This is a genomic window from Rubrobacter aplysinae, from assembly GCF_001029505.1.
Taxonomy (GTDB): Bacteria; Actinomycetota; Rubrobacteria; order Rubrobacterales; family Rubrobacteraceae; genus Rubrobacter_A; species Rubrobacter_A aplysinae.
Map to the genome: position 1 here is coordinate 236343 of NZ_LEKH01000001.1, position 19167 is coordinate 255509.

Genomic DNA, 19167 nt, shown 5'->3' on the forward strand with positions numbered 1-19167 from the left:
CTAATTTGGTGACCCCTATCATGCGCCGCAACCGGCATCCTTATGCCCGGATGCAGGCGGAGTTTCAACTGCCCGCTCTCATAGATATACAGATAGAGTCTTTTAAGAAGTTCACGGATCACGGTATCGCCCAGACGCTGGCCGATATCTCTCCCATAGAGGACTACACGGGCTCGTATGCGGTGGAGTTCGGAGAGTCGTACTTCGAGCCGCCGGAGAACACCGTAGAGGAGTGCGTCACCAAGGACAAGACCTACGCGGCCGCGCTCTTCGTGAAGGTTCGTTTCATAGTCAAGGAGACGGGTGAGCTCAGGGAGCAGGACGTGTTCATGGGCGAGTTCCCGCTCATGACGGAGTCCGGCACGTTTATCATCAACGGCACCGAGCGGGTCGTGGTGACCCAGCTCGTGCGTTCGCCGGGCGCCTATATCATGGAGCCGAAGGATGTCACCAAGCAGGTCCTGACCGCGAGCCTGATGCCGTCACGTGGCTCGTGGCTGGAGTTCGAGGTGGAGGCCAAGGGCTTTATCTCGGTCCGCATCGACCGCAAGCGCAAGCTGCCCGTGAGCGTCTTGCTCAAGGCGCTCGACATGGGCGGCCCTGAGGAGCTACTCAGCAGGTTCGACGACTCGTGGCTCATCCGCAACACGCTGGAGCGCGACGACACCCCGTCTCGGGAAGAGGCGCTGCTGGAGGTATTCCGCAGGCAGCGTCCCGGCGAGCCGGTGAACCTGGAGAACGCGCAGAACCTCGTGGACGGGCTCTTTTTCGACCCCAAGCGCTACGATCTCTCGGAGGTCGGCCGCTACAAGGTCAACAAGAAGCTCGGCTTGGATATAGACGAAGAGACCCACACCCTGACGATAGAGGACGTCGAGGGGCTGCTGAAGCGTCTCATAGAGACGGCGGGCGAGTTCGCCGAGGACGAGGAGTTCGGCCGGGTCAACTACGACCGCAACCGGCACCTGCTCGACGAGTACGAGCACTTCGGCAACCGGCGTCTGAGGACGGTGGGTGAGCTGGTGCAGGAGGCTTTCCGCATCGGCATGTACCGCATGGAGCGGGTCGTGCGCGAGCGGATGACCACCCAGGATACGGACTCCATCACGCCGCAGAGCGTGGTGAACACCAAGCCGGTCTCCAGCGCGATCAAGGAGTTCTTCGGCTCCTCCCAGCTCTCGCAGTTCATGGACCAGACCAACACCCTGGCCGGCCTGTCTCACAGGAGGCGGCTGTCGGCGATGGGCGCGGGAGGTCTGTCGCGGGAGCGGGCCCCGATCGAGGTGCGCGACGTGCATCCGACTCACTACGGCCGGATGTGCCCCATCGAGACTCCGGAGGGCCCGAACATCGGGCTCATAGGCCAGCTCTCGACCTTCGCCGCCGTGGATCGGTATGGCTTCCTCCAGACCCCGTACCGCAAGGTCGAGGACGGCGTGGTCACCGACGAGGTGTTGTTCCTCTCCGCGGACGAGGAGGAGGAGTACACCGTCGCCCAGGCCAACACGAAGATAGACGACGAGACCGGACGGATACTCGAGGAGCAGGTCCTGGCCCGTACCCGGGGCGGAGACGTCTCGACCGTGCCGCCGGACGCCGTGGATTATATGGACGTGGCCTCCTTGCAGACGGTGTCGGTTGGTACGGCGCTGATCCCGTTCCTGGAGCACGACGACGCTAGCCGGGCGTTAATGGGCGCGAACATGCAGCGTCAGGCCGTGCCGCTACTCAGGAGCGAGGCCCCGTACGTCGGGACCGGCATGGAGTTCCGGGCCGCCGCGGATACCGGCGACGTCACGCTGTCCCGGAGCGCCGGTACGGTGGAGCGCGTGATCGCGGACAAGGTCGAGGTACGCCGCGAGGATGGCGGTCTGGATCAGCACATCATGCGCAAGTTCCGCCGCTCCAACCAGGGCACCTGCGTCAACCAGCGCCCGCTCGTGAGCGAGGGTGAGACCGTGGAGCCCGGAACCATCCTGGCCGACGGTTCCTCGACCGACCAGGGCGAGCTCGCGCTGGGCAAGAACCTCCGTGTCGCGTTCATGCCGTGGGAGGGCTACAACTTCGAGGACGCGATCGTCATCAGCGAAAGGATCGTCAAGGATGACGTGCTGACCTCCATACATATCGAGGAGTACGAGCTCCAGGCCCGGGACACCAAGCTCGGCCCCGAGGAGGTCACCCGTGACATCCCCAATGCGAGCGACGACGTGCTGATGAACCTCGACTCCGAGGGCATCATCCGCATCGGGGCCGAGGTCAACTCCGGCGACGTGCTCGTCGGCAAGGTTACGCCCAAGGGCGAGTCCGAGCCCACCCCGGAGGAGAAGCTGCTGCGCGCAATCTTCGGCGAGAAGGCTCGCGAGGTGAAGGACTCTTCCCTCAAGGTGCCTCACGGCGAGGGCGGCGTCGTAATCGACGTGAAGCGCTTCGGCCGCGAGGAGGGCGACGAGCTACAGCCCGGCGTGAACGAGCAGGTCCGGGTCTTCGTCGCCAAGAAGCGCAAGATCGCGGAGGGCGACAAGCTCGCCGGCCGTCACGGCAACAAGGGCGTCATCTCAAAGATCGTGCCCGAGGAAGACATGCCGTACATGGAGAACGGTGAGCCGGTTGACGTGCTCCTGTCGCCCTTGGGCGTGCCGAGCCGCATGAACATCGGCCAGATCCTGGAGACCCACCTCGGGTGGGCCGCGAGCCGGGGTCTGGGCGAGAACGGGGGAGAGCCCGAGTTCGTCTCCACACCCGTGTTCAGCGGTGCGAGCGTTACGGATATAGACGAGGCGCTGGAGAAGGTCAACGCAAACGAGAACGGCCACGGCGTCGGCATGGGCCGCGGCGGCAAGGTGACGCTTTACGACGGGCGCACCGGCGAGCCATTCGACGGGCGGATCTCGGTCGGCTACATGTACATACTGAAGCTGTCTCACCTCGTGGACGACAAGATCCACGCCCGCTCCACCGGTCCGTACTCGCTCGTGACCCAGCAGCCGCTGGGCGGTAAGGCGCAGTTCGGTGGGCAGCGGTTCGGCGAGATGGAGGTGTGGGCGCTCGAAGCCTACGGCGCGGCGCACACCCTGCAGGAGCTACTGACCATCAAGAGCGATGACCGCGTGGGCCGTGTGAAGAGCTACGAGTCCATCGTAAAGGGCGAGAACATCCCGGAACCGGGAGTGCCAGCGAGCTTCAAGGTCTTGCTGAAGGAGATGCAGTCGCTCGGGCTGTCGGTAAAGCCGGTGTACAACACCGAGGCCGCGGCCACGGATCACGACCAGACCGACTGGGACGAGGCCGCCAAGGCTCTCGGCATAAACCTCAGCCGCGAGGAGCCCACGGGCGACATAGACGATACGCCGGATACTTTCGTGCAGGGCGCACAGGGAGGTATGTAAAGAGTTGCAGGGTCTTGAGCGCGACATAGACATAAACAAGCTGGAGGAGATCTCCATTGGGCTGACCTCTGCGGACGAGATCCGCGAGTGGTCTCGCGGGGAGGTCACCAAGCCCGAGACCATCAACTACCGGACCCTGCGCCCGGAGAAGGATGGCCTGTTCTGCGAGCGAATCTTCGGTCCCTCCAAGGACTGGGAGTGCTACTGCGGCAAGTACAAGCGCATCCGCTTCAAGGGCATCATCTGCGAGCGGTGCGGGGTGGAGGTCACCCGGGCCCGCGTCCGCCGGGACCGCATGGGCCACATCGAGCTCGCCGCTCCCATAGCGCACGTGTGGTTCGTGAAGGGCGTGCCGAGCCGGATGGGATACTTGCTCGACATCAGCCCCAAGGATCTCGACCGGGTGCTGTACTTCGCGAGCTCCATCGTCACCTGGGTAGACCGGGAGGCTCGGGCAAACGACATAGACAGCCTGCGTGAGCAGGTCGAGACCGAGCTCCAGACTCTGGAGACCGAGCGCGACGAGGAGATCATGTCCTCCCAGGCGCTGCGCACCAAGCGCGAGAGCGTCATAAACGGAGAGTCCTCTCCGGACGAGCTGACCGAGGAGTACGCCGACATCCCCGAGGAGGATCGGGAGAAGGCGATCCAGAAGGTCTACAAGGAGGCCGAGGAGGCCGCCGCCGACATCGAGCGGTCGGTGAACGACCAGATCGAGCTTACGAGGCGTGCCTGGGAGAGCTTCCAGACCCTGGAGCCGCGCGAGATCGTGGACGACGAGGAGCTCTTCCGCGAGATGAAGGACCGCTTCGGCGACGAGTTCGGCTTTGGTACGTACTTCCGGGGCGGCATGGGCGCAGAGTCCGTGCGGGACCTCGTGAGCCAGGTGGACCTCGGCGAGGAGGTCGAGGAGCTGCGCGAGACCGTGCGCAGTGCCAAGGGCCAGAAGCGCCAGAAGGCCATCAAGCGCCTCAAGGTCGTGGACGCCTTCAACCAGAGCGGCAACGACCCGGCGTGGATGATCATGGAGGCCGTACCGGTCTTGCCGCCGGACCTGCGCCCGATGGTGCAGCTCGACGGCGGCAGGTTCGCCACCTCGGACCTGAACGACCTGTACCGGCGGGGTATCAACCGCAACAACCGCCTCAAGCGGCTCCTGGACCTGGGCGCGCCGGACGTGATCGTGAACAACGAGAAGCGGATGCTGCAGGAGGCCGTGGACGCGCTGTTCGACAACGGCCGCCGCGGGCGCGCCGTCACCGGCGCGGGCAACCGGCCGCTGAAGTCCCTCTCGGACATGCTCAAGGGCAAGCAGGGCCGGTTCCGCCAGAACCTGCTCGGAAAGCGCGTGGACTACTCCGGGCGGTCCGTGATCGTGGTCGGCCCGAACCTGCAGATGCACCAGTGCGGACTGCCGCGGCTGATGGCCGTGGAGCTGTTCAAGCCGTTCGTGATGAAGGTGCTGGTGGATCGGGCTTTGGCCCCGAACATCCGCAGCGCAAAGCAGATGGTCGAGCGCCTGCGGCCCGAGGTGTGGGACGTCCTGGAGGACGTGATCAAGGAGCATCCCGTGATGCTCAACCGGGCCCCGACGCTGCACCGTCTCGGCATCCAGGCCTTTGAGCCGGTGCTCGTGGAGGGCAAGGCGGTGCAGGTGCATCCGCTAGTGTGCGCGGCTTTCAACGCCGACTTCGACGGCGACCAGATGGCGGTACACGTGCCGCTCTCGCCGGAGGCCCAGGCAGAGGCCCGCATCCTGATGCTCTCGACCCAGAACATCCTCCAGCCCTCCAACGGCTTCCCGATAGCGGTGCCGTCGCAGGACATGGTGCTCGGGCTGTACTACATAACCTACGCCGAGGACGACTTCGAGGAGCAGGAGCCCAAGGCGTTCATCGCGAGCTACGACGAGGCCGAGGGCGCATACCGTGAGGGCAGCCTGAAGCTGCACGATAAGGTGCTGTTCCGGCGGCAGAGCACGGGCGAGAGGATCGAGACCACGCTCGGGCGGGCGATCTTCAACGACAACATCGAGTACACCCTGCGGGGCTACCTCGGTGAGTCCTACGACCCGGACGACTATCCGTTCCTGAATCACATGTTGAAGAAGGGTGAGATCAAGGACCTCGTCGCCGAGTACGTGGACCGGTACCCGACCGAGCTTGTAAGCCACCTGCTGGATACGCTCAAGAACGTCGGGTTCCACATCGCTACCCAGGCCGGGATCTCCGTCGGCAAGAACGACATCGTCGTGCCGGAGCAGAAGGCCGAGATCCTGAACCGCTACGAGGGCCTCGTGAACGAGATCGAGGAGCAGTGGGACCAGGGCTTCATCTCCGACGAGGAGCGTTTCGAGCGGGTTATCGGTCTGTGGACCGAGGCCAAGAACGAGGTCGAGGAGGCGATGAAGGGCAACCTCTGGAGGCTTAACCCGGTAACCATGATGGCCAACTCCGGTGCCCGGGGTAACTACTCCCAGATCACCCAGCTCGCCGGCATGCGTGGTCTTATGACCAACACCAAGGGTGAGATCATCGACGAGCCCGTGAAGTCCAACTTCATGGAGGGCCTCTCGGTGCTGGAGTACTTCACCTCCACCCACGGCGCGCGGAAGGGCCAGGCCGACACTGCCCTGCGTACGGCGGACTCCGGTTACCTGACCCGCCGTCTGGTGGACGTATCCCAGGACGTGGTCGTTACCAGCGAGGACTGCGGCACCGAGGACTACGTGGATCTGCCGCTCTACCTGCCAAACGGCGACGGCAACGACTCCATCGCGAGCCGCTTCCTGGCTCGGGACCTCGTAAACCCGGAGACGGGCGAGGTGGTGGCCGAGGCCGGGCTCGACGTGACGCGCAAGATCGTCGAGGGCTGGCGCGAGGAGCTGCCACGGGAGACCATCATCTCCATGCGCACCCCGGCCAAGTGCGAGAACGCCCAGGGCGTCTGCCAGCACTGCTACGGCCGGTCGCTCTCGACCTATCGTCCGGTGGACGTCGGCGAGGCCGTCGGCATCATCGCGGCCCAGTCCATTGGCGAGCCGGGCACCCAGCTCACCATGCGTACCTTCCACACCGGCGGTGTCGCCGGCGAGGACATCACCGCGGGCCTGCCGAGGGTCGTCGAGCTTTTCGAGGCCCGGCACCCGAAGGCCGAGTCAACCGTCGCCGGGATAGACGGCTCCGTCACCATCGAGGAGACCGACACCGAGTGGATGGCCAAGGTGGTCATAACCTCCGCCGACGGTACCGAAAGCCGGGAATACCGGGTCGAGCGTCAGCTCATCCGGGACGGCATCTACGAGGGCGCGGAGATACTGGCCGGCACCGCTATCACGGAGGGCTCGGTGTATCCGCACGAGATCCTCGAGGCAGACCTGCGCCATGACAGGGACGCCACCCAGACCGAGCGCTACCTGGTCGAGGAGGTGCAGCGGGTCTACCAGTCCCAGGGCGTGGATATCCACGACAAGCACATCGAGGTCGTGGTGCGCCAGATGCTGCGCAAGGTCGTTATAGACGAGCCGGGCGATACCGGCTTCCTCCCCGAGCAGGTCGTGGACCGCTTCACCCTGCGCGACGAGAACGCCAAAATAGAGGAGCAGGACGGCCAGCCCGCAACGGGACACACCGTACTGATGGGCATCACCAAGGCCTCGCTCGCCACCGACAGCTTCCTCTCGGCGGCCTCGTTCCAGGAGACGGCTCGGGTGCTGACCGACGCCGCAATCGAGGGCAAGTCCGACGGGCTCAACGGCCTGAAGGAGAACGTGATAATCGGGAAGCTGATCCCGGCCGCCACCGGGCTGTCGCACTACCGGCAGCTCGCCGTGACCGTGGATGGCTACGAGACGCAGAACACGGAAGACCTTGACATAGTAGCTTCCTGAGCCTAGAATAACGCGTCGCGGTTACGAGTAGTTACTTTTCGAGTAGGCTGCTCCCCGGAAGGTCCTCGATAGAGGGTCTCCGGGCTGCGGCGCGTAATTCTGCGTAGATAAATCTTTTAATTTTACCGACGGTTTTTAGAAGACTGCCGGCGGGAGACGGAAAGGAAGGTGCGGCCATGCCGACGACCCATCAGCTCGTACGCAACGAGCGGGAGAGCCAGACGAAAAAGACGGCGACGCCGGCTCTCAACGGCTCGCCCCAGAAGCGCGGGGTTTGCACCCGCGTGTCTACCACCACGCCGAAGAAGCCGAACTCCGCGTTGCGGAAGATCGCCCGCGTGAGGCTGGTAAACGGCACCGAGGTCACGGCTTACGTGCCGGGCGAGGGCCACAACCTCCAGGAGCATTCGGTGGTGCTGGTGCGTGGCGGCCGGGTGAAGGACCTGCCGGGTGTGCGCTACAAGGTGGTGCGCGGCGCGCTGGATACCCTCGGGGTGAACAACCGCCGTAGCAGCCGTTCGAAGTATGGGACCAAGAGGCCGAGGAGCTAGAGATGCCGCGCAGAGCAGCACCCCCGAAGAAGAAGATCGAGCCGGATCCCGTCTACGGCAGCGTTACCGTTACGCAGATGGTCAACAAGATCATGGTCGACGGCAAGAAGAGCGTCGCCGAGCGCATAGTCTACGACGCGCTCGCGCTGGTCGAGGAGCGTAGCGGTTCGGAGCCGGTCGAGGTACTCAACAGCGCGCTGGAGAACTCCAAGCCGCGCCTTGAGGTCCGCAGTCGCCGCGTTGGCGGCGCGACCTATCAGGTGCCGGTAGAGGTCAACCCGCGCCGGGCGAACACGCTCGCGCTGCGCTGGCTGGTCAGCTACGCCCGCAACCGCCGGGAGAAGACGATGGGCCGCCGGCTCGCCGGGGAGCTCCTCGACGCCAAGGACAACACCGGCACGACGGTCAAGCGCAAGGACGACACGCACAGGATGGCGGAGGCAAACCGCGCCTTCGCTCATTACAGGTGGTGATTTAAAACATGGCAGTATCTACTACGAAGAAGACCCCGCTACGCCGGGTCCGGAATATCGGGATCATGGCCCACATCGACGCGGGCAAGACCACGACGACCGAGCGCATCTTGCTCTACTCCGGTCTCACCCACAAGCTGGGCGAGGTCCATGACGGCAACGCCATCATGGACTGGATGTCCCAGGAGCGTGAGCGCGGCATCACCATTACGAGTGCCGCGACCACCGTGTTCTGGGGCGGCATCGAGGGCTCCGGCAAGGGCGGTAAGGCCGGCGCCGGCGACGTGCTCGCCAGCCGCATCCCCGAAGAGCACCGCATAAACATCATAGACACGCCCGGGCACGTGGACTTCACCGTCGAGGTAGAGCGTTCCTTGCGGGTGCTGGACGGGGCGATCGCGCTGTTCGACTCGGTTGCGGGCGTGGAGCCCCAGTCGGAGAACGTGTGGCGGCAGGCCGACAAGTACGGCGTGCCGCGGCTCGCGTTCGTGAACAAGATGGACCGTATCGGGGCGGACTTCTACAAGGCCGTGGATACGATGGTGGATAGGCTCGGGGCAAACGCGGTGCCGGTTCAGCTTCCCATTGGTGCCGAGTCCGATCTCCAGGGTCTTATAGACCTCGTGAGCATGAGCGCCATCATGTACAAGGACGACATGGGCACCGAGTGGGAGTACGCCGAGATCCCCGAAGATATGCGCACCCTCGCCGAGGAGTACCGGGAGCGGCTGCTCGAAGCCGTCTCCGACCAGGACGAAGAGGTTATGAACCTCTACCTCGAAGGTGAGGAGATAGAGACCGAGGCGCTGCGGCGGGCGATCCGCAAGGCGACTCTGGAGCTCACGATGGTTCCCGTGTTCTGCGGCTCCGCCTTCAAGAACAAGGGTGTGCAGCCCCTGATGGACGGCGTCATCGACTACATGCCGAGCCCGCTGGACGTTCCCCCCGTCTCCGGCTTCAACCAGGATGGCGAGGAGGTCGAGCGCGAGGCCGACGAGAACGCCTCCGTCTCCGCGCTCGCGTTCAAGGTGCAATCCGACCCCCACGTAGGCAAGCTGACCTACATGCGGGTGTACTCCGGTACACTCAAGGCCGGCTCGTACGTGATGAACACGACCAAGGGTAAGCGCGAGCGCATCGGGCGTCTCTTGCAGATGCACTCCAACTCGCGCGAGCAGCGCGACGAGGTGTATGCCGGTGAGCTGGTAGGCGCGATCGGCCTGTCGGATACCGGAACCGGCGACACGCTGGTTAGCGTGGACGACCCGGATCAGCCGGTGCTGGAGCAGATGGTCTTCCCGGAGCCGGTCATCTCGCAGGCCATCGAGCCCAAGACCAAGGCCGAGCAGGAGAAGCTGACCGTCGCGCTTTCGCGGCTGGCCGAGGAGGACCCGACCTTTACCGTGCAGACGGATGAAGAGACGGGCCAGACCATCATCAGCGGCATGGGCGAGCTCCACCTGGAGATCATCCTCGACCGGCTCCTGAGGGAGTTCAAGGTTGACGCAAACATCGGCCGCCCGCAGGTCGCGTACCGGGAGACCGTGCGCAAGCGCACCGAGGGCGTCGAGGGCCGCTTCGTGCGGCAGACCGGTGGCCGCGGCCAGTACGGCCACGCCGTCATCAACCTCGAGTTCAACGAGGAGGGCGGCTTCGCCTTCGTGGACAAGATCGTGGGCGGCGTCATCCCGCGCGAGTACATCGGCAGCGTCGGCAAAGGCATCGAGGAGGCTATGGGCAGCGGCCCCGTTGCCGGTTATCCGGTGGTGGACGCCAAGGTGGAGCTGGTAGACGGCTCCTTCCATGAGGTGGACTCCAACGAGCAGGCCTTCCACATCGCTGGCTCGATGGCTACCCGGGAGGCTCTCAAGCGAGCCAACCCGGTGCTGCTGGAGCCGGTGATGGACGTGGAGGTCGTCGCGCCCGAGGACTTCATGGGCGACGTGATGGGCGACCTGTCGGGTCGTCGCGGCCAGATCCAGGGCACCGACACCCGGGGCAACAGCCAGGTCATCAACGCCAAGGTGCCGCTGTCCGAGATGTTCGGCTACGCGACCACCGTGCGCTCCAAGACCCAGGGTAGGGCCACGTTCAGCATGCAGTTCGCGAGCTACGAGGAGGTGCCCAAGAGCATCGCCGCGGAGATCGCCAAGGAGTAGCAGGCGGGTATTTCGGCGGCGTGGGGCGGAAGCTCCGCGCCGCCGCTAAAGAGTCTTAGAAGTTAGAGAGTGAGATAGGAGAGCGAGATGAGTAGAGGCAAGTTTGAGAGGAACAAGCCGCACCTAAACGTGGGCACGATAGGCCACGTGGACCACGGCAAGACAACGCTGACGGCTGCTATTACGAAGGTACTCTCGGAGAAGTACCCCAACGACCCGGCGAACCGCTCGGTGGCCTTTGATCAGATAGACAACGCCCCCGAGGAGAAGCAGCGCGGCATCACCATCGCCACTTCTCACCAGGAGTACGCCACGGACGCCCGCCACTACGCCCACGTGGACTGCCCGGGTCACGCCGACTACGTCAAAAACATGATCACGGGCGCGGCGCAGATGGACGGGGCGATCCTGGTAGTATCGGCAGCCGACGGCCCGATGCCCCAGACCCGCGAGCACATCCTGCTCGCAAGGCAGGTAGGAGTACCGTCTATCGTGGTGTTCCTCAACAAGGCAGACATGGTAGACGACCCCGAGCTACTGGAGCTCGTAGAGCTAGAGGTCAGGGAGCTACTAACGGAGTACGACTTCCCCGGGGACGACATCCCGATAGTAGTGGGCTCCGCCCTCAGCTCCCTGGACGGAGACACCGGAGAGTACGGGGAGCCGGCCATAACGCAGCTGGCAGAGGCCATGGACTCCTACATCCCCGAGCCCGAGCGCGGTGTGGACCGTCCGTTCCTCTTGCCGGTAGAGGACGTCTTTACCATCCAGGGCCGCGGGACGGTGGCCACTGGAAGAGTAGAGCAGGGCACGGTAAAGCTAAACGATCAGGTAGAGATCGTCGGGATAAACAACACCAACAAGACGGTCGTTACCGGTGTGGAGATGTTCAACAAGTCCATGGACAGCGCAGAGGCCGGAGACAACATCGGTGCTCTACTAAGAGGCGTTAGAAGGGACGACATAGAGCGCGGGCAGGTACTGGCAAAGCCCGGCTCGATAACGCCGCACACGAAGTTCAAGGCCGAGGTTTACGTCTTGTCTAAAGAAGAGGGCGGACGTCATACGCCGTTCTTTTCTAACTACAGGCCGCAGTTCTACTTCAGGACTACTGATGTTACGGGTGAGATCACCCTCGAAGAAGGTGTGGAGATGGTGATGCCCGGAGACAACACGGTGATGAACGTGGAGCTCATCTCTCCGATAGCGATGGACGAGGGGCTAAACTTCGCCATCCGCGAGGGTGGCAGGACCGTGGGTGCCGGCGTCGTTACCGAAATAGTAGAGTAATGGCCGTATCCAAGATCAGGATCAGGCTAAAGGCCTATGACCACGAGGTCATAGACACCACGGCCAAGTCCATAGTGGAGACGGCGGAGCGGACCGGGGCCTTCGTGTTCGGCCCCGTGCCGCTGCCGACCAAGCGCAGCGTGTACACGGTTATCCGGGGTCCGTTCAAGGACAAGGACTCGCGCGAGGCCTTCAAGCTGCACACGCACAAGCGCCTGATAGACATCCAGCAGCCCACGCCGCGCACGGTCGATTCCCTGCAGAGGCTCGACCTGCCGTCCGGCGTGAGCATCGAGATAAGGGCAACCTAGAGTCATGGCTACGACGATATTCGGAAAAAAGAAGCACATGACCCAGGCCTTCCGCGACGACGGCCGCTTCGTGAGCGTAACGGTCATCGAGGCCGAGCCGAACGTCATCACCGCGGTCAAGACCGAGCAGACCGACGGCTACGAGGCCGTGCAGGTCGGCTTCGGGCAGCACAGGACCGACAAGGTGAACAAGCCCCACGCCGGGACCTTCGCGAAGGTGGGCGTCCCGCCGAGGCGGAACCTGCGGGAGATCCGGGGCGGCACCGGCGAGGCCGGGGAGAGCATCAGCGTGGGCGTCTTTGAGGAGGGCGACAAGGTACACGTTACCTCCACCTCTAAGGGCAAGGGCTTCCAGGGCACCATCAAGCGCCACAACTTCTCCCGGGGCCCGATGACCCACGGCTCGCACAACATCCGCGAGACCGGCTCGGTCGGCGCTTCGGCGGACCCGGCCAGGATCTTCAAGGGCAAGAAGATGCCCGGCCAGATGGGCAACAACGACATGACCGTGCGGAACTTGGAGGTCGTGGCCGTTGACCCAGAGAAGAACGAGATCTGGGTCAAGGGCGGCGTGCCCGGCGGCAAGAACACCATCGTAGAGCTGAGAAAGGCGGGTGAGTAGAGTGGCCGAAGCTAAAGTTTATGACGCCCAGAGCGGCGAGAGCTCGACGCTCTCGCTCTCCGGGCCGCAGTTCGAGTCCGAGCCCCGGAATCACGTAATACACCGCGCCGTGGTAACGGAGCTCGACGCCCGCAGGCGCTACACCGCCTCGACCAAGGGCCGGGTGGACGTGACGGGCTCCGGCGCGAAGCTGTACCGGCAGAAGGGTACGGGCCGCGCCCGCGCCGGGGACATCAAGCCCCCGAACCGCGTCGGCGGCGGCACCTGGGGCGGACCGAGCCCCAAGCCCGACCGCTACGGAAAGCGGATCAACCGCAAGGAGGCCCGCGCGGCCTTCTTCGAGGCGCTTTCGGACAAGGCGGGTAACGGGAACATCCACCTCGTGGATTCCCTGTCTTTCGACGCGCCCTCCACCAAGCGGGCGAAGGAGATCCTCTCCGGCATGGGCGTCGAGGGTCGGACGCTCCTGGTCGTTACCGACTCGGACCAGAATGCCGAGCTGTCGTTCAGGAACCTGCCTGAGGTAGAGCTGGTCTACAGCGGCGACTATGGAGTGTACGAGGTCATGCGCGCCACCAACGTCGTGTTCTCGCGAGAGGCTTACGACCGGGTGGCCGCGATAGGCCAGAGGAGGGCTGAGTAATGGACTCTCATCAGGTCATCATGGAGCCGGTCATCTCGGAGAAGAGCTACAACCTCGTCGAGATGGAGGGGCAGTACACCTTCCGCGTGGATCGGCGGGCGAACAAGTTCCAGATCAAGCAGGCCATAGAGGACGCGTTCGACGTGGACGTGGTGCGGGTCAACACGATGAACATCAAGCGCAAGCCGAAGCGTCAGGGGCTTACCGTCGGCGCTACGGCGCAGTGGAAAAAGGCCGTCGTAACCCTCGCGGAGGGCGACAGCATAGAGCTTTTCGAGGGGGTGTAGTAGATGCCGGCGAGACCATATAACCCGGTAACGGCGGGCCGCAGATTCTCCTCGGTACTCACCCGGGAGTCCGTGACCCGCGAGGACCCGCAGAAGCAGCTTCTCAGGAAGCTGACCAAGAACGGCGGGCGCAACAACCACGGCCGCATCACGTCGCGGCACACCGGCGGCGGGCACAAGCGCCGCTACCGGCTCATAGACTTCAAGCGCCGCAAGGACGGCGTGCCGGCGACGGTCGCGGCCATAGAGTACGATCCGAACCGCTCGGCCAACATTGCCTTGCTGCACTATCACGACGGCGAGAAGCGCTACATCCTGGCGCCGCGGAACCTCTCGGTCGGCGCGATAGTGATGAACGGTCCGGAGGCCGAGATAGACGTGGGTAACGCGTTGCCTTTGAACCGGATTCCGGTTGGTACCGTGATCCACAATGTCGAGCTAGAGGCCGGGCGCGGCGGGCAGGTCGCCCGCAGCGCCGGGAACAGCGCCCAGCTCGTGGCCCGTGAGGGCTCGCTGGTGACGCTCAGGATGCCCTCGGGCGAGCGCCGCCGCGTCAGGGGCGAGTGCCGGGCGACCGTGGGCGTGGTCGGCAATCAGTCGCACCAGAACATCCGGTGGGGCAAGGCCGGTCGGAGGCGCTACAAGGGCAAGCGGCCGCACATGCGCGGCACCGTTATGAACCCGGTGGATCATCCGCACGGCGGCGGCGAGGGCAAGTCCACGCCGGGTCGCCCGCCGGTGACGCCTTGGGGTCAGATCACCCAGGGACAGCCAACCCGAAAGAAGCACAAGAAGTCGGACGCGATGATCGTGCGCCGGCGCAAGAAGGGAAGGAGGCGCTAGATGGCACGGTCCTCCAAAAAGGATCCGGTCGTAGAGGAGCGTCTTATGCAGCGCATCCTCAACATGAACGAGAACAACGAGCGCAAGATGCTCAAGACGTGGAGCCGGCGCTCCACGATCTACCCCGAGTTCATAGGTCACACCATCGCCGTACACGACGGGCGTAAGCACGTGCCCGTGTTCGTCTCGGAGAGTATGGTCGGCCACAAGCTCGGCGAGTTCGCCCCGACCCGGACCTTTCGCACCCACAAGCGGGACGACCGGACCGCGAGGCGCCGCTAATGAAGGCGACCGCAAAGTACGTGCGCATAGCGCCCCGCAAGGCGCGGCTCGTCGCGGATGAGATCCGGGGCAAGGGCTATCAGGACGCCGAGAACACGCTGCAGTTCATGAACAAGCGCGCCGCCGGCATCGTCGGCGACGTGCTCCAGAGCGCGGGCGCCAACGCCGAGCACAACGACGACGTGGACCCCGACGAGCTGGTCGTGAGCGAGATTCGGGTTGACGAAGGCCCGACCATAAAGCGTTACCGGGCCCGCGCCATGGGCCGGGCAACCATGATCCGCAAGCGCACCAGCCACATCTTCGTGAGGCTGGGAGACCGCGCGGGTGTGCCGGTCGGCGCGGTAGACACGCCCGGAGACGAGGAAGAGGAGTAGCATGGGCCAGAAGATACACCCGGAAGGCTTCCGCCTCGGGGTCACCCGTAAGGGTGAGACCGTGGACTTCAAGAGCAGCTGGTACTCCGAGCGTGAGTTCGCCGAGCTCTTGGGCGAGGACCTCAAGATCCGGGACCACATCAAGAAGAAGCTCACCCGCGCCGGCATAGCGGACGTGAAGATCCGCAAGGCCGCCGAGCAGGGCGAGGTCGCGGTGGACATCCACACGGCGCGTCCGGGGATCGTGATCGGCAAGGGCGGCGCCGAGGTGGACAACCTGCGCGCCCAGCTAGAGAAGCTCACCAAGAAGAAGGTGCAGATCAACGTCCGCGAGGTCAATCGTCCCGAGCTGAACTCCGCGCTCGTGGCCGAGTCCATCGCCGAGCAGCTAGAGGGCCGGGCCGCGTTCCGGCGGACGATGAAGCGGGCCTTGACCAGCGCGATGCGTAGCGGAGCCGAGGGCATCCGCATCCAGTGCTCCGGGCGTCTGGGCGGCATTGAGATGAGCCGGACGGAGACGATCTCCGAGGGCCGGGTTCCGCTTCACACGCTGGACGCGGACATAGATTACGGCTTTCGCGAGGCGAAGACGCAGATGGGTCAGATCGGGGTCAAGGTCTGGATGAACCACGGCGTCCACTCCGAGGCCGATTTGGAAGGAAGGCACTAGAGCGATGCTGGTACCGAGAAAGCTCAACTACCGCAAGCCCCACCGGGGCCGGATGCGGGGCCAGGCAAAGGGCGGCACCGAGATCTCGTTCGGTGATTACGGGCTGCAGGCGTTGGAGCCGGCCTGGATCACGAACCGTCAGATAGAGGCCGGTCGTATCGCCATGACCAGGAAGATCAAGCGTGGCGGCAAGGTGTGGATCACCATCTTCCCGCACAAGCCGGTGACCAAGAAGCCCGCCGAGACCCGGATGGGCTCCGGTAAGGGTAGCCCCGAGAACTACGTGGCCGTGGTGAAGCCGGGCCGGATAATGTTCGAGATGAGCGGCGTGAGCGAGGAGCTCGCCCGCGAGGCGATGATGCTCGCCGCCCAGAAGCTACCCATAAAGACCCGTTTCCTCGTGCGCGGGGGTGGTCAGTAATGAACACCGCCGAGATCCGGGACCTCGAGGTCGAGGAGCTGGAGCGTCGTGTCGCCGACACGCGCCGGGAGCTCTTCAACCTCAGGTTCCAGAACGCCACGGGGCAGCTCGAGAACACGGGTCAGCTCAGGGAGGTCCGGCGCAACATCGCCCGGCTCCTTACCGTTCTGAACCAGAAAAAGCAGGAGAGCTAGTTAGATGACAGAGAGTGCAGAAGGGTTGGAGAACCAGGGCATGGAGCCGGGCGAGCGGAACCCGGTCGCCGCCCAGGGCGTAACCCGGCCCCAGGGAGAGGTAGACGGGCGCGGCGCCCGCAAGGAGCGTATCGGGATGGTCGTCTCGGACAAGCCGAACAAGACCATCACCGTCTCGGTGGAGAGCCTTATCCGGCATCCCCGCTACAAGAAGCGCGTGCGGCGCTCCAAGCACTTCATGGTCCACGACGAGGAGAACACGGCCAGCAGAGGCGACGTCGTGCGCATCATGGAGACGAGGCCGCTGTCGGCTCGCAAGCGGTGGCGCCTGACCGAAGTCGTCACGAGGGCGGAGTAGAGCCGTGATCCAGAACGAGACAAGACTAAGGGTCGCGGACAACTCCGGGGCGCGCGAGATCCTGACGATCAGGGTGCTCGGCGGCAGCCAGCGGAGAACCGCCAGCGTGGGAGATACCGTCGTGGCGACGGTCAAGGAGGCTACACCGGGCGGCGCGGTCCGCAAGGGCGAGATCGTGAAGGCCGTTATCGTGCGGGCCCACAAGGAGACCCGCCGCAGAGACGGCTCGTACATAAGATTTGGCGAGAACGCGGGCGTGATTATCAACCCCGACGGCGCGCCGCGGGGGACCAGGATCTTCGGTCCCGTAGCCCGTGAGCTGCGCGAGAAGGGCTACACCAGGATCATCTCGCTCGCGCCGGAGGTGCTTTAGATGGGTGTCAGGATAAAGCGCGGAGATACCGTAAAAGTTATATCCGGGCCCGAGAGCGGCAAGACCGGCGAGGTCGAGCGCGTCATCCCCAAGAGCGGTCGGGTCGTGATCGGAGGCGTGAACATCCGAACCCGCCACGCCCAGCCCACCCAGAACAACCAGCAGGGGCTGTACACCTTCGAGGCCCCGGTGCACGCCTCGAACGTGATGGTCGTGGGCCCGGACGGCGAGCCCACGCGGGTCGGCTTCCGGGTGAACGAGAGCGGACAGAAGGTCCGGGTGGCGAAGCGATCCGGGAAGGACATGGACTAGATGGCCAGGCTAAGAGAACAGTACGACGAGCAGATAGCGCCGGCGCTGCGGGAGAACTTCCAGTACGGCAACGTGATGCAGACGCCGAAGATCGAGAAGGTCGTCGTGAACATGGGCGTCGGCGAGGCGGTTCAGAACAGCCGTGCGCTGGACGGCGCGATAAACGACCTCACGATCATCACGGGCCAGAAGCCCCAGGTGAGGCGGGCGCGCAAGTCCGTCGCGGGGTTCAAGATCCGCGAGGGCATGCCCGTGGGCGTCCGTGCGACGCTGCGCGGCGAGCGGATGTGGGAGTTCCTGGATCGTTTGATCTCGGTCGCCCTGCCCCGCGTGCGGGACTTCCGGGGGATAACCGACCGCTCTTTCGACGGCGGCGGTAACTTTGCGATGGGTCTCAAAGAGCAGCTCATCTTCCCGGAGATCTCCTACGATTCCATAGACGCCGTGCGCGGCATGGACGTGGCTATAGTGACCAGCGCGCAGACGGACGAAGAAGGCCGGGAGCTACTACGGCAGCTCGGGATGCCGTTCCGTCAGCAGGGCGACCAGGGTTAGGAGACTAATATATGCCGAGAAAAGCACTACTAGAGAAGCAGCGTAAGCCAAAGAAGTTCAGCGTCCGGGAGTACAACCGGTGCCAGCGGTGCGGCCGGGCACACGGCTACTACCGCAAGTTCGGGGTGTGCAGGATCTGCCTCAGGGACCTGGCGCACGAGGGCAAGATCCCCGGGGTAACGAAAGCGAGTTGGTAGGCGACCATGACATCTGTTAACGATCCCATAGCGGATTTTCTGACCCGCATCCGCAACGCGGGGCTCGCCAAGCACGACACGGTGAGCATCCCGCACTCCAAGCTCAAGGTGGAGCTGGCCCGAATCCTCAAGGAAGAGGGCTACATAGTGGACTTCGAGGAGCGGGGGAGTAGAGGCCCCGAGCGCGAGATACTCATCACGCTCAAGTACACCGCCGACGGCCAGCGCGCCATCTCGGGCCTGCGGCGCATGAGCCGCCCCGGCCGCCGGGTGTACCGCAAGCAGGGTACGATCCCGCGCGTGCTGGACGGCCTCGGCGTGGCGATACTCTCGACCTCGCACGGTGTACAGACCGACCACTCGGCCCGGCGTATGGGCGTCGGCGGCGAAGTGCTCTGCTTCGTCTACTAGGTATAGAGGAGAGGAGGTAAGAGCATGTCGAGAATAGGCGTGGCGCCGATAGAGGTGCCGGGCGGCGTCCAGGTGGATATAGGCCGCGACGAGATAAAGGTCTCCGGCTCCCGGGGCGAGCTTACCGTCCCCGTGGGCGGTGGAGTATCCGTGAAGGAGGAGGACGGTACACTCTCCGTGGAGCGCGAGAGCGAGGAGCCGGAGCACAGGGCCATGCACGGCCTTACCCGGTCGCTACTCCAGAACGCCGTGACCGGCGTGAGCGACGGCTTCACCCGGACGCTCGTGATAGCGGGTGTCGGCTACCGGGCGCAGCTCTCGGGTCAGGACCTCACGCTACAGGTCGGCTTCTCGCACCCGGTCAGTATCACCCCGCGCGAGGGCATTCAGTTCGAGGTGCCGCAGCCGACGACGGTGATCGTGCGCGGCATAGACAAGCAGCGGGTCGGCCAGACCGCGGCGGAGATCCGCGGCGTGCGGCCGCCGGAGCCCTACAAGGGCAAGGGTATCCGCTACGACGACGAGCAGATCCGGCGCAAGGTCGGCAAGGCCGGTTAGGT

The 19167-nt window shown here is 64.5% G+C and carries 23 protein-coding genes; all 23 read left to right on the forward strand.

Going from position 1 to position 19167, the window contains the following annotated elements; all coding sequences use genetic code 11:
- Positions 1-20 precede the first annotated feature (20 nt).
- The 23 genes from rpoB to rplF all read left to right on the forward strand — a co-directional run bounded on the left by rpoB (position 21) and on the right by rplF (position 19165).
- Positions 21-3389, forward strand: a complete 3369-nt coding sequence (gene rpoB / locus ABD53_RS01280; RefSeq protein WP_047864132.1) for a DNA-directed RNA polymerase subunit beta — start codon at positions 21-23, stop codon at positions 3387-3389.
- Positions 3390-3393: 4 nt separating this feature from the next.
- Complete coding sequence (locus tag ABD53_RS01285; RefSeq protein ID WP_047863893.1) at positions 3394-7278, forward strand: DNA-directed RNA polymerase subunit beta'; 3885 nt, start codon at positions 3394-3396, stop codon at positions 7276-7278.
- Positions 7279-7454: 176 nt separating this feature from the next.
- The gene (gene rpsL / locus ABD53_RS01290) at positions 7455-7829 is read left to right on the forward strand and encodes a 30S ribosomal protein S12 (protein ID WP_047863894.1); all 375 of its coding nucleotides are present in this window, start codon (positions 7455-7457) and stop codon (positions 7827-7829) included.
- 2 nt (positions 7830-7831) lie between these two features.
- The gene (gene rpsG, locus ABD53_RS01295) at positions 7832-8302 is read left to right on the forward strand and encodes a 30S ribosomal protein S7 (RefSeq protein WP_047863895.1); all 471 of its coding nucleotides are present in this window, start codon (positions 7832-7834) and stop codon (positions 8300-8302) included.
- A gap of 8 nt (positions 8303-8310) precedes the next feature.
- The gene (fusA, locus tag ABD53_RS01300) at positions 8311-10461 is read left to right on the forward strand and encodes an elongation factor G (protein WP_047863896.1); all 2151 of its coding nucleotides are present in this window, start codon (positions 8311-8313) and stop codon (positions 10459-10461) included.
- Between the two features lie 87 nt (positions 10462-10548).
- Entirely contained in the window at positions 10549-11751 is a 1203-nt protein-coding gene (tuf, locus tag ABD53_RS01305) for an elongation factor Tu (RefSeq protein ID WP_047863887.1), read from the forward strand.
- Positions 11751-12062: a 30S ribosomal protein S10 gene (rpsJ, locus tag ABD53_RS01310; RefSeq protein ID WP_047863897.1), complete on the forward strand. Its 312-nt coding sequence runs from the start codon at positions 11751-11753 to the stop codon at positions 12060-12062. Before tuf ends, rpsJ begins: the two co-directional genes overlap by 1 nt.
- A 4-nt stretch (positions 12063-12066) precedes the next feature.
- On the forward strand, positions 12067-12684 hold the full coding sequence (rplC, locus tag ABD53_RS01315; protein ID WP_047863898.1) for a 50S ribosomal protein L3: 618 nt from the start codon (positions 12067-12069) through the stop codon (positions 12682-12684).
- A gap of 1 nt (position 12685) precedes the next feature.
- Positions 12686-13327 carry a 50S ribosomal protein L4 gene (gene rplD / locus ABD53_RS01320; protein WP_047863899.1) on the forward strand — a complete coding sequence of 214 codons (642 nt, stop codon included), beginning with the start codon at positions 12686-12688 and terminating at the stop codon, positions 13325-13327.
- Positions 13327-13614 (forward strand): 50S ribosomal protein L23, encoded by a 288-nt coding sequence (gene rplW, locus ABD53_RS01325; RefSeq protein ID WP_047863900.1) that lies wholly within the window; start codon positions 13327-13329, stop codon positions 13612-13614. The genes rplD and rplW overlap by 1 nt, the downstream gene beginning before the upstream one ends.
- A gap of 3 nt (positions 13615-13617) precedes the next feature.
- Entirely contained in the window at positions 13618-14457 is an 840-nt protein-coding gene (rplB, locus tag ABD53_RS01330; protein ID WP_047863901.1) for a 50S ribosomal protein L2, read from the forward strand.
- Positions 14458-14739 carry a 30S ribosomal protein S19 gene (gene rpsS / locus ABD53_RS01335; protein WP_047863902.1) on the forward strand — a complete coding sequence of 94 codons (282 nt, stop codon included), beginning with the start codon at positions 14458-14460 and terminating at the stop codon, positions 14737-14739.
- Positions 14739-15116: a 50S ribosomal protein L22 gene (gene rplV / locus ABD53_RS01340; RefSeq protein WP_047863903.1), complete on the forward strand. Its 378-nt coding sequence runs from the start codon at positions 14739-14741 to the stop codon at positions 15114-15116. The genes rpsS and rplV overlap by 1 nt, the downstream gene beginning before the upstream one ends.
- A gap of 1 nt (position 15117) precedes the next feature.
- On the forward strand, positions 15118-15786 hold the full coding sequence (gene rpsC / locus ABD53_RS01345; protein WP_047863904.1) for a 30S ribosomal protein S3: 669 nt from the start codon (positions 15118-15120) through the stop codon (positions 15784-15786).
- Positions 15787-15790: 4 nt separating this feature from the next.
- Positions 15791-16207 (forward strand): 50S ribosomal protein L16, encoded by a 417-nt coding sequence (gene rplP / locus ABD53_RS01350; RefSeq protein WP_047863905.1) that lies wholly within the window; start codon positions 15791-15793, stop codon positions 16205-16207.
- On the forward strand, positions 16207-16401 hold the full coding sequence (gene rpmC, locus ABD53_RS01355; RefSeq protein WP_047863906.1) for a 50S ribosomal protein L29: 195 nt from the start codon (positions 16207-16209) through the stop codon (positions 16399-16401). Before rplP ends, rpmC begins: the two co-directional genes overlap by 1 nt.
- A 40-nt stretch (positions 16402-16441) precedes the next feature.
- A complete protein-coding gene (gene rpsQ / locus ABD53_RS01360) occupies positions 16442-16759 on the forward strand; it encodes a 30S ribosomal protein S17 (protein WP_084709202.1) in 318 nt (105 codons plus the stop codon).
- 4 nt (positions 16760-16763) lie between these two features.
- Positions 16764-17132 carry a 50S ribosomal protein L14 gene (gene rplN, locus ABD53_RS01365; RefSeq protein WP_047863907.1) on the forward strand — a complete coding sequence of 123 codons (369 nt, stop codon included), beginning with the start codon at positions 16764-16766 and terminating at the stop codon, positions 17130-17132.
- A complete protein-coding gene (rplX, locus tag ABD53_RS01370) occupies positions 17133-17444 on the forward strand; it encodes a 50S ribosomal protein L24 (RefSeq protein WP_047863908.1) in 312 nt (103 codons plus the stop codon).
- Positions 17445-17999, forward strand: a complete 555-nt coding sequence (gene rplE, locus ABD53_RS01375) for a 50S ribosomal protein L5 (protein WP_047863909.1) — start codon at positions 17445-17447, stop codon at positions 17997-17999.
- A gap of 11 nt (positions 18000-18010) precedes the next feature.
- Entirely contained in the window at positions 18011-18196 is a 186-nt protein-coding gene (locus ABD53_RS01380; RefSeq protein WP_047863910.1) for a type Z 30S ribosomal protein S14, read from the forward strand.
- A 6-nt stretch (positions 18197-18202) separates the two neighbouring features.
- Positions 18203-18607 carry a 30S ribosomal protein S8 gene (gene rpsH / locus ABD53_RS01385; protein WP_047863911.1) on the forward strand — a complete coding sequence of 135 codons (405 nt, stop codon included), beginning with the start codon at positions 18203-18205 and terminating at the stop codon, positions 18605-18607.
- Between the two features lie 24 nt (positions 18608-18631).
- Complete coding sequence (gene rplF, locus ABD53_RS01390) at positions 18632-19165, forward strand: 50S ribosomal protein L6 (RefSeq protein WP_047863912.1); 534 nt, start codon at positions 18632-18634, stop codon at positions 19163-19165.
- The last annotated feature ends 2 nt before the right edge of the window (positions 19166-19167 follow it).

Coding starts and splice junctions, on each gene's coding strand:
- rpsQ (WP_084709202.1), top strand. CDS start 16,442: ATGGAGCCGGGCGAGCGGAACCCGGTCGCCGCCCAGGGCGTAACCCGG.
- rplE (WP_047863909.1), top strand. CDS start 17,445: ATGGCCAGGCTAAGAGAACAGTACGACGAGCAGATAGCGCCGGCGCTG.
- rpsC (WP_047863904.1), top strand. CDS start 15,118: ATGGGCCAGAAGATACACCCGGAAGGCTTCCGCCTCGGGGTCACCCGT.
- tuf (WP_047863887.1), top strand. CDS start 10,549: ATGAGTAGAGGCAAGTTTGAGAGGAACAAGCCGCACCTAAACGTGGGC.
- rplB (WP_047863901.1), top strand. CDS start 13,618: ATGCCGGCGAGACCATATAACCCGGTAACGGCGGGCCGCAGATTCTCC.
- rpmC (WP_047863906.1), top strand. CDS start 16,207: ATGAACACCGCCGAGATCCGGGACCTCGAGGTCGAGGAGCTGGAGCGT.
- rpsG (WP_047863895.1), top strand. CDS start 7,832: ATGCCGCGCAGAGCAGCACCCCCGAAGAAGAAGATCGAGCCGGATCCC.
- rpsH (WP_047863911.1), top strand. CDS start 18,203: ATGACATCTGTTAACGATCCCATAGCGGATTTTCTGACCCGCATCCGC.
- rplC (WP_047863898.1), top strand. CDS start 12,067: ATGGCTACGACGATATTCGGAAAAAAGAAGCACATGACCCAGGCCTTC.
- rplW (WP_047863900.1), top strand. CDS start 13,327: ATGGACTCTCATCAGGTCATCATGGAGCCGGTCATCTCGGAGAAGAGC.
- rplX (WP_047863908.1), top strand. CDS start 17,133: ATGGGTGTCAGGATAAAGCGCGGAGATACCGTAAAAGTTATATCCGGG.
- fusA (WP_047863896.1), top strand. CDS start 8,311: ATGGCAGTATCTACTACGAAGAAGACCCCGCTACGCCGGGTCCGGAAT.
- rplF (WP_047863912.1), top strand. CDS start 18,632: ATGTCGAGAATAGGCGTGGCGCCGATAGAGGTGCCGGGCGGCGTCCAG.
- rpoB (WP_047864132.1), top strand. CDS start 21: ATGCGCCGCAACCGGCATCCTTATGCCCGGATGCAGGCGGAGTTTCAA.
- rpsL (WP_047863894.1), top strand. CDS start 7,455: ATGCCGACGACCCATCAGCTCGTACGCAACGAGCGGGAGAGCCAGACG.
- rplP (WP_047863905.1), top strand. CDS start 15,791: ATGCTGGTACCGAGAAAGCTCAACTACCGCAAGCCCCACCGGGGCCGG.
- rpsS (WP_047863902.1), top strand. CDS start 14,458: ATGGCACGGTCCTCCAAAAAGGATCCGGTCGTAGAGGAGCGTCTTATG.
- rpsJ (WP_047863897.1), top strand. CDS start 11,751: ATGGCCGTATCCAAGATCAGGATCAGGCTAAAGGCCTATGACCACGAG.
- rplV (WP_047863903.1), top strand. CDS start 14,739: ATGAAGGCGACCGCAAAGTACGTGCGCATAGCGCCCCGCAAGGCGCGG.
- ABD53_RS01380 (WP_047863910.1), top strand. CDS start 18,011: ATGCCGAGAAAAGCACTACTAGAGAAGCAGCGTAAGCCAAAGAAGTTC.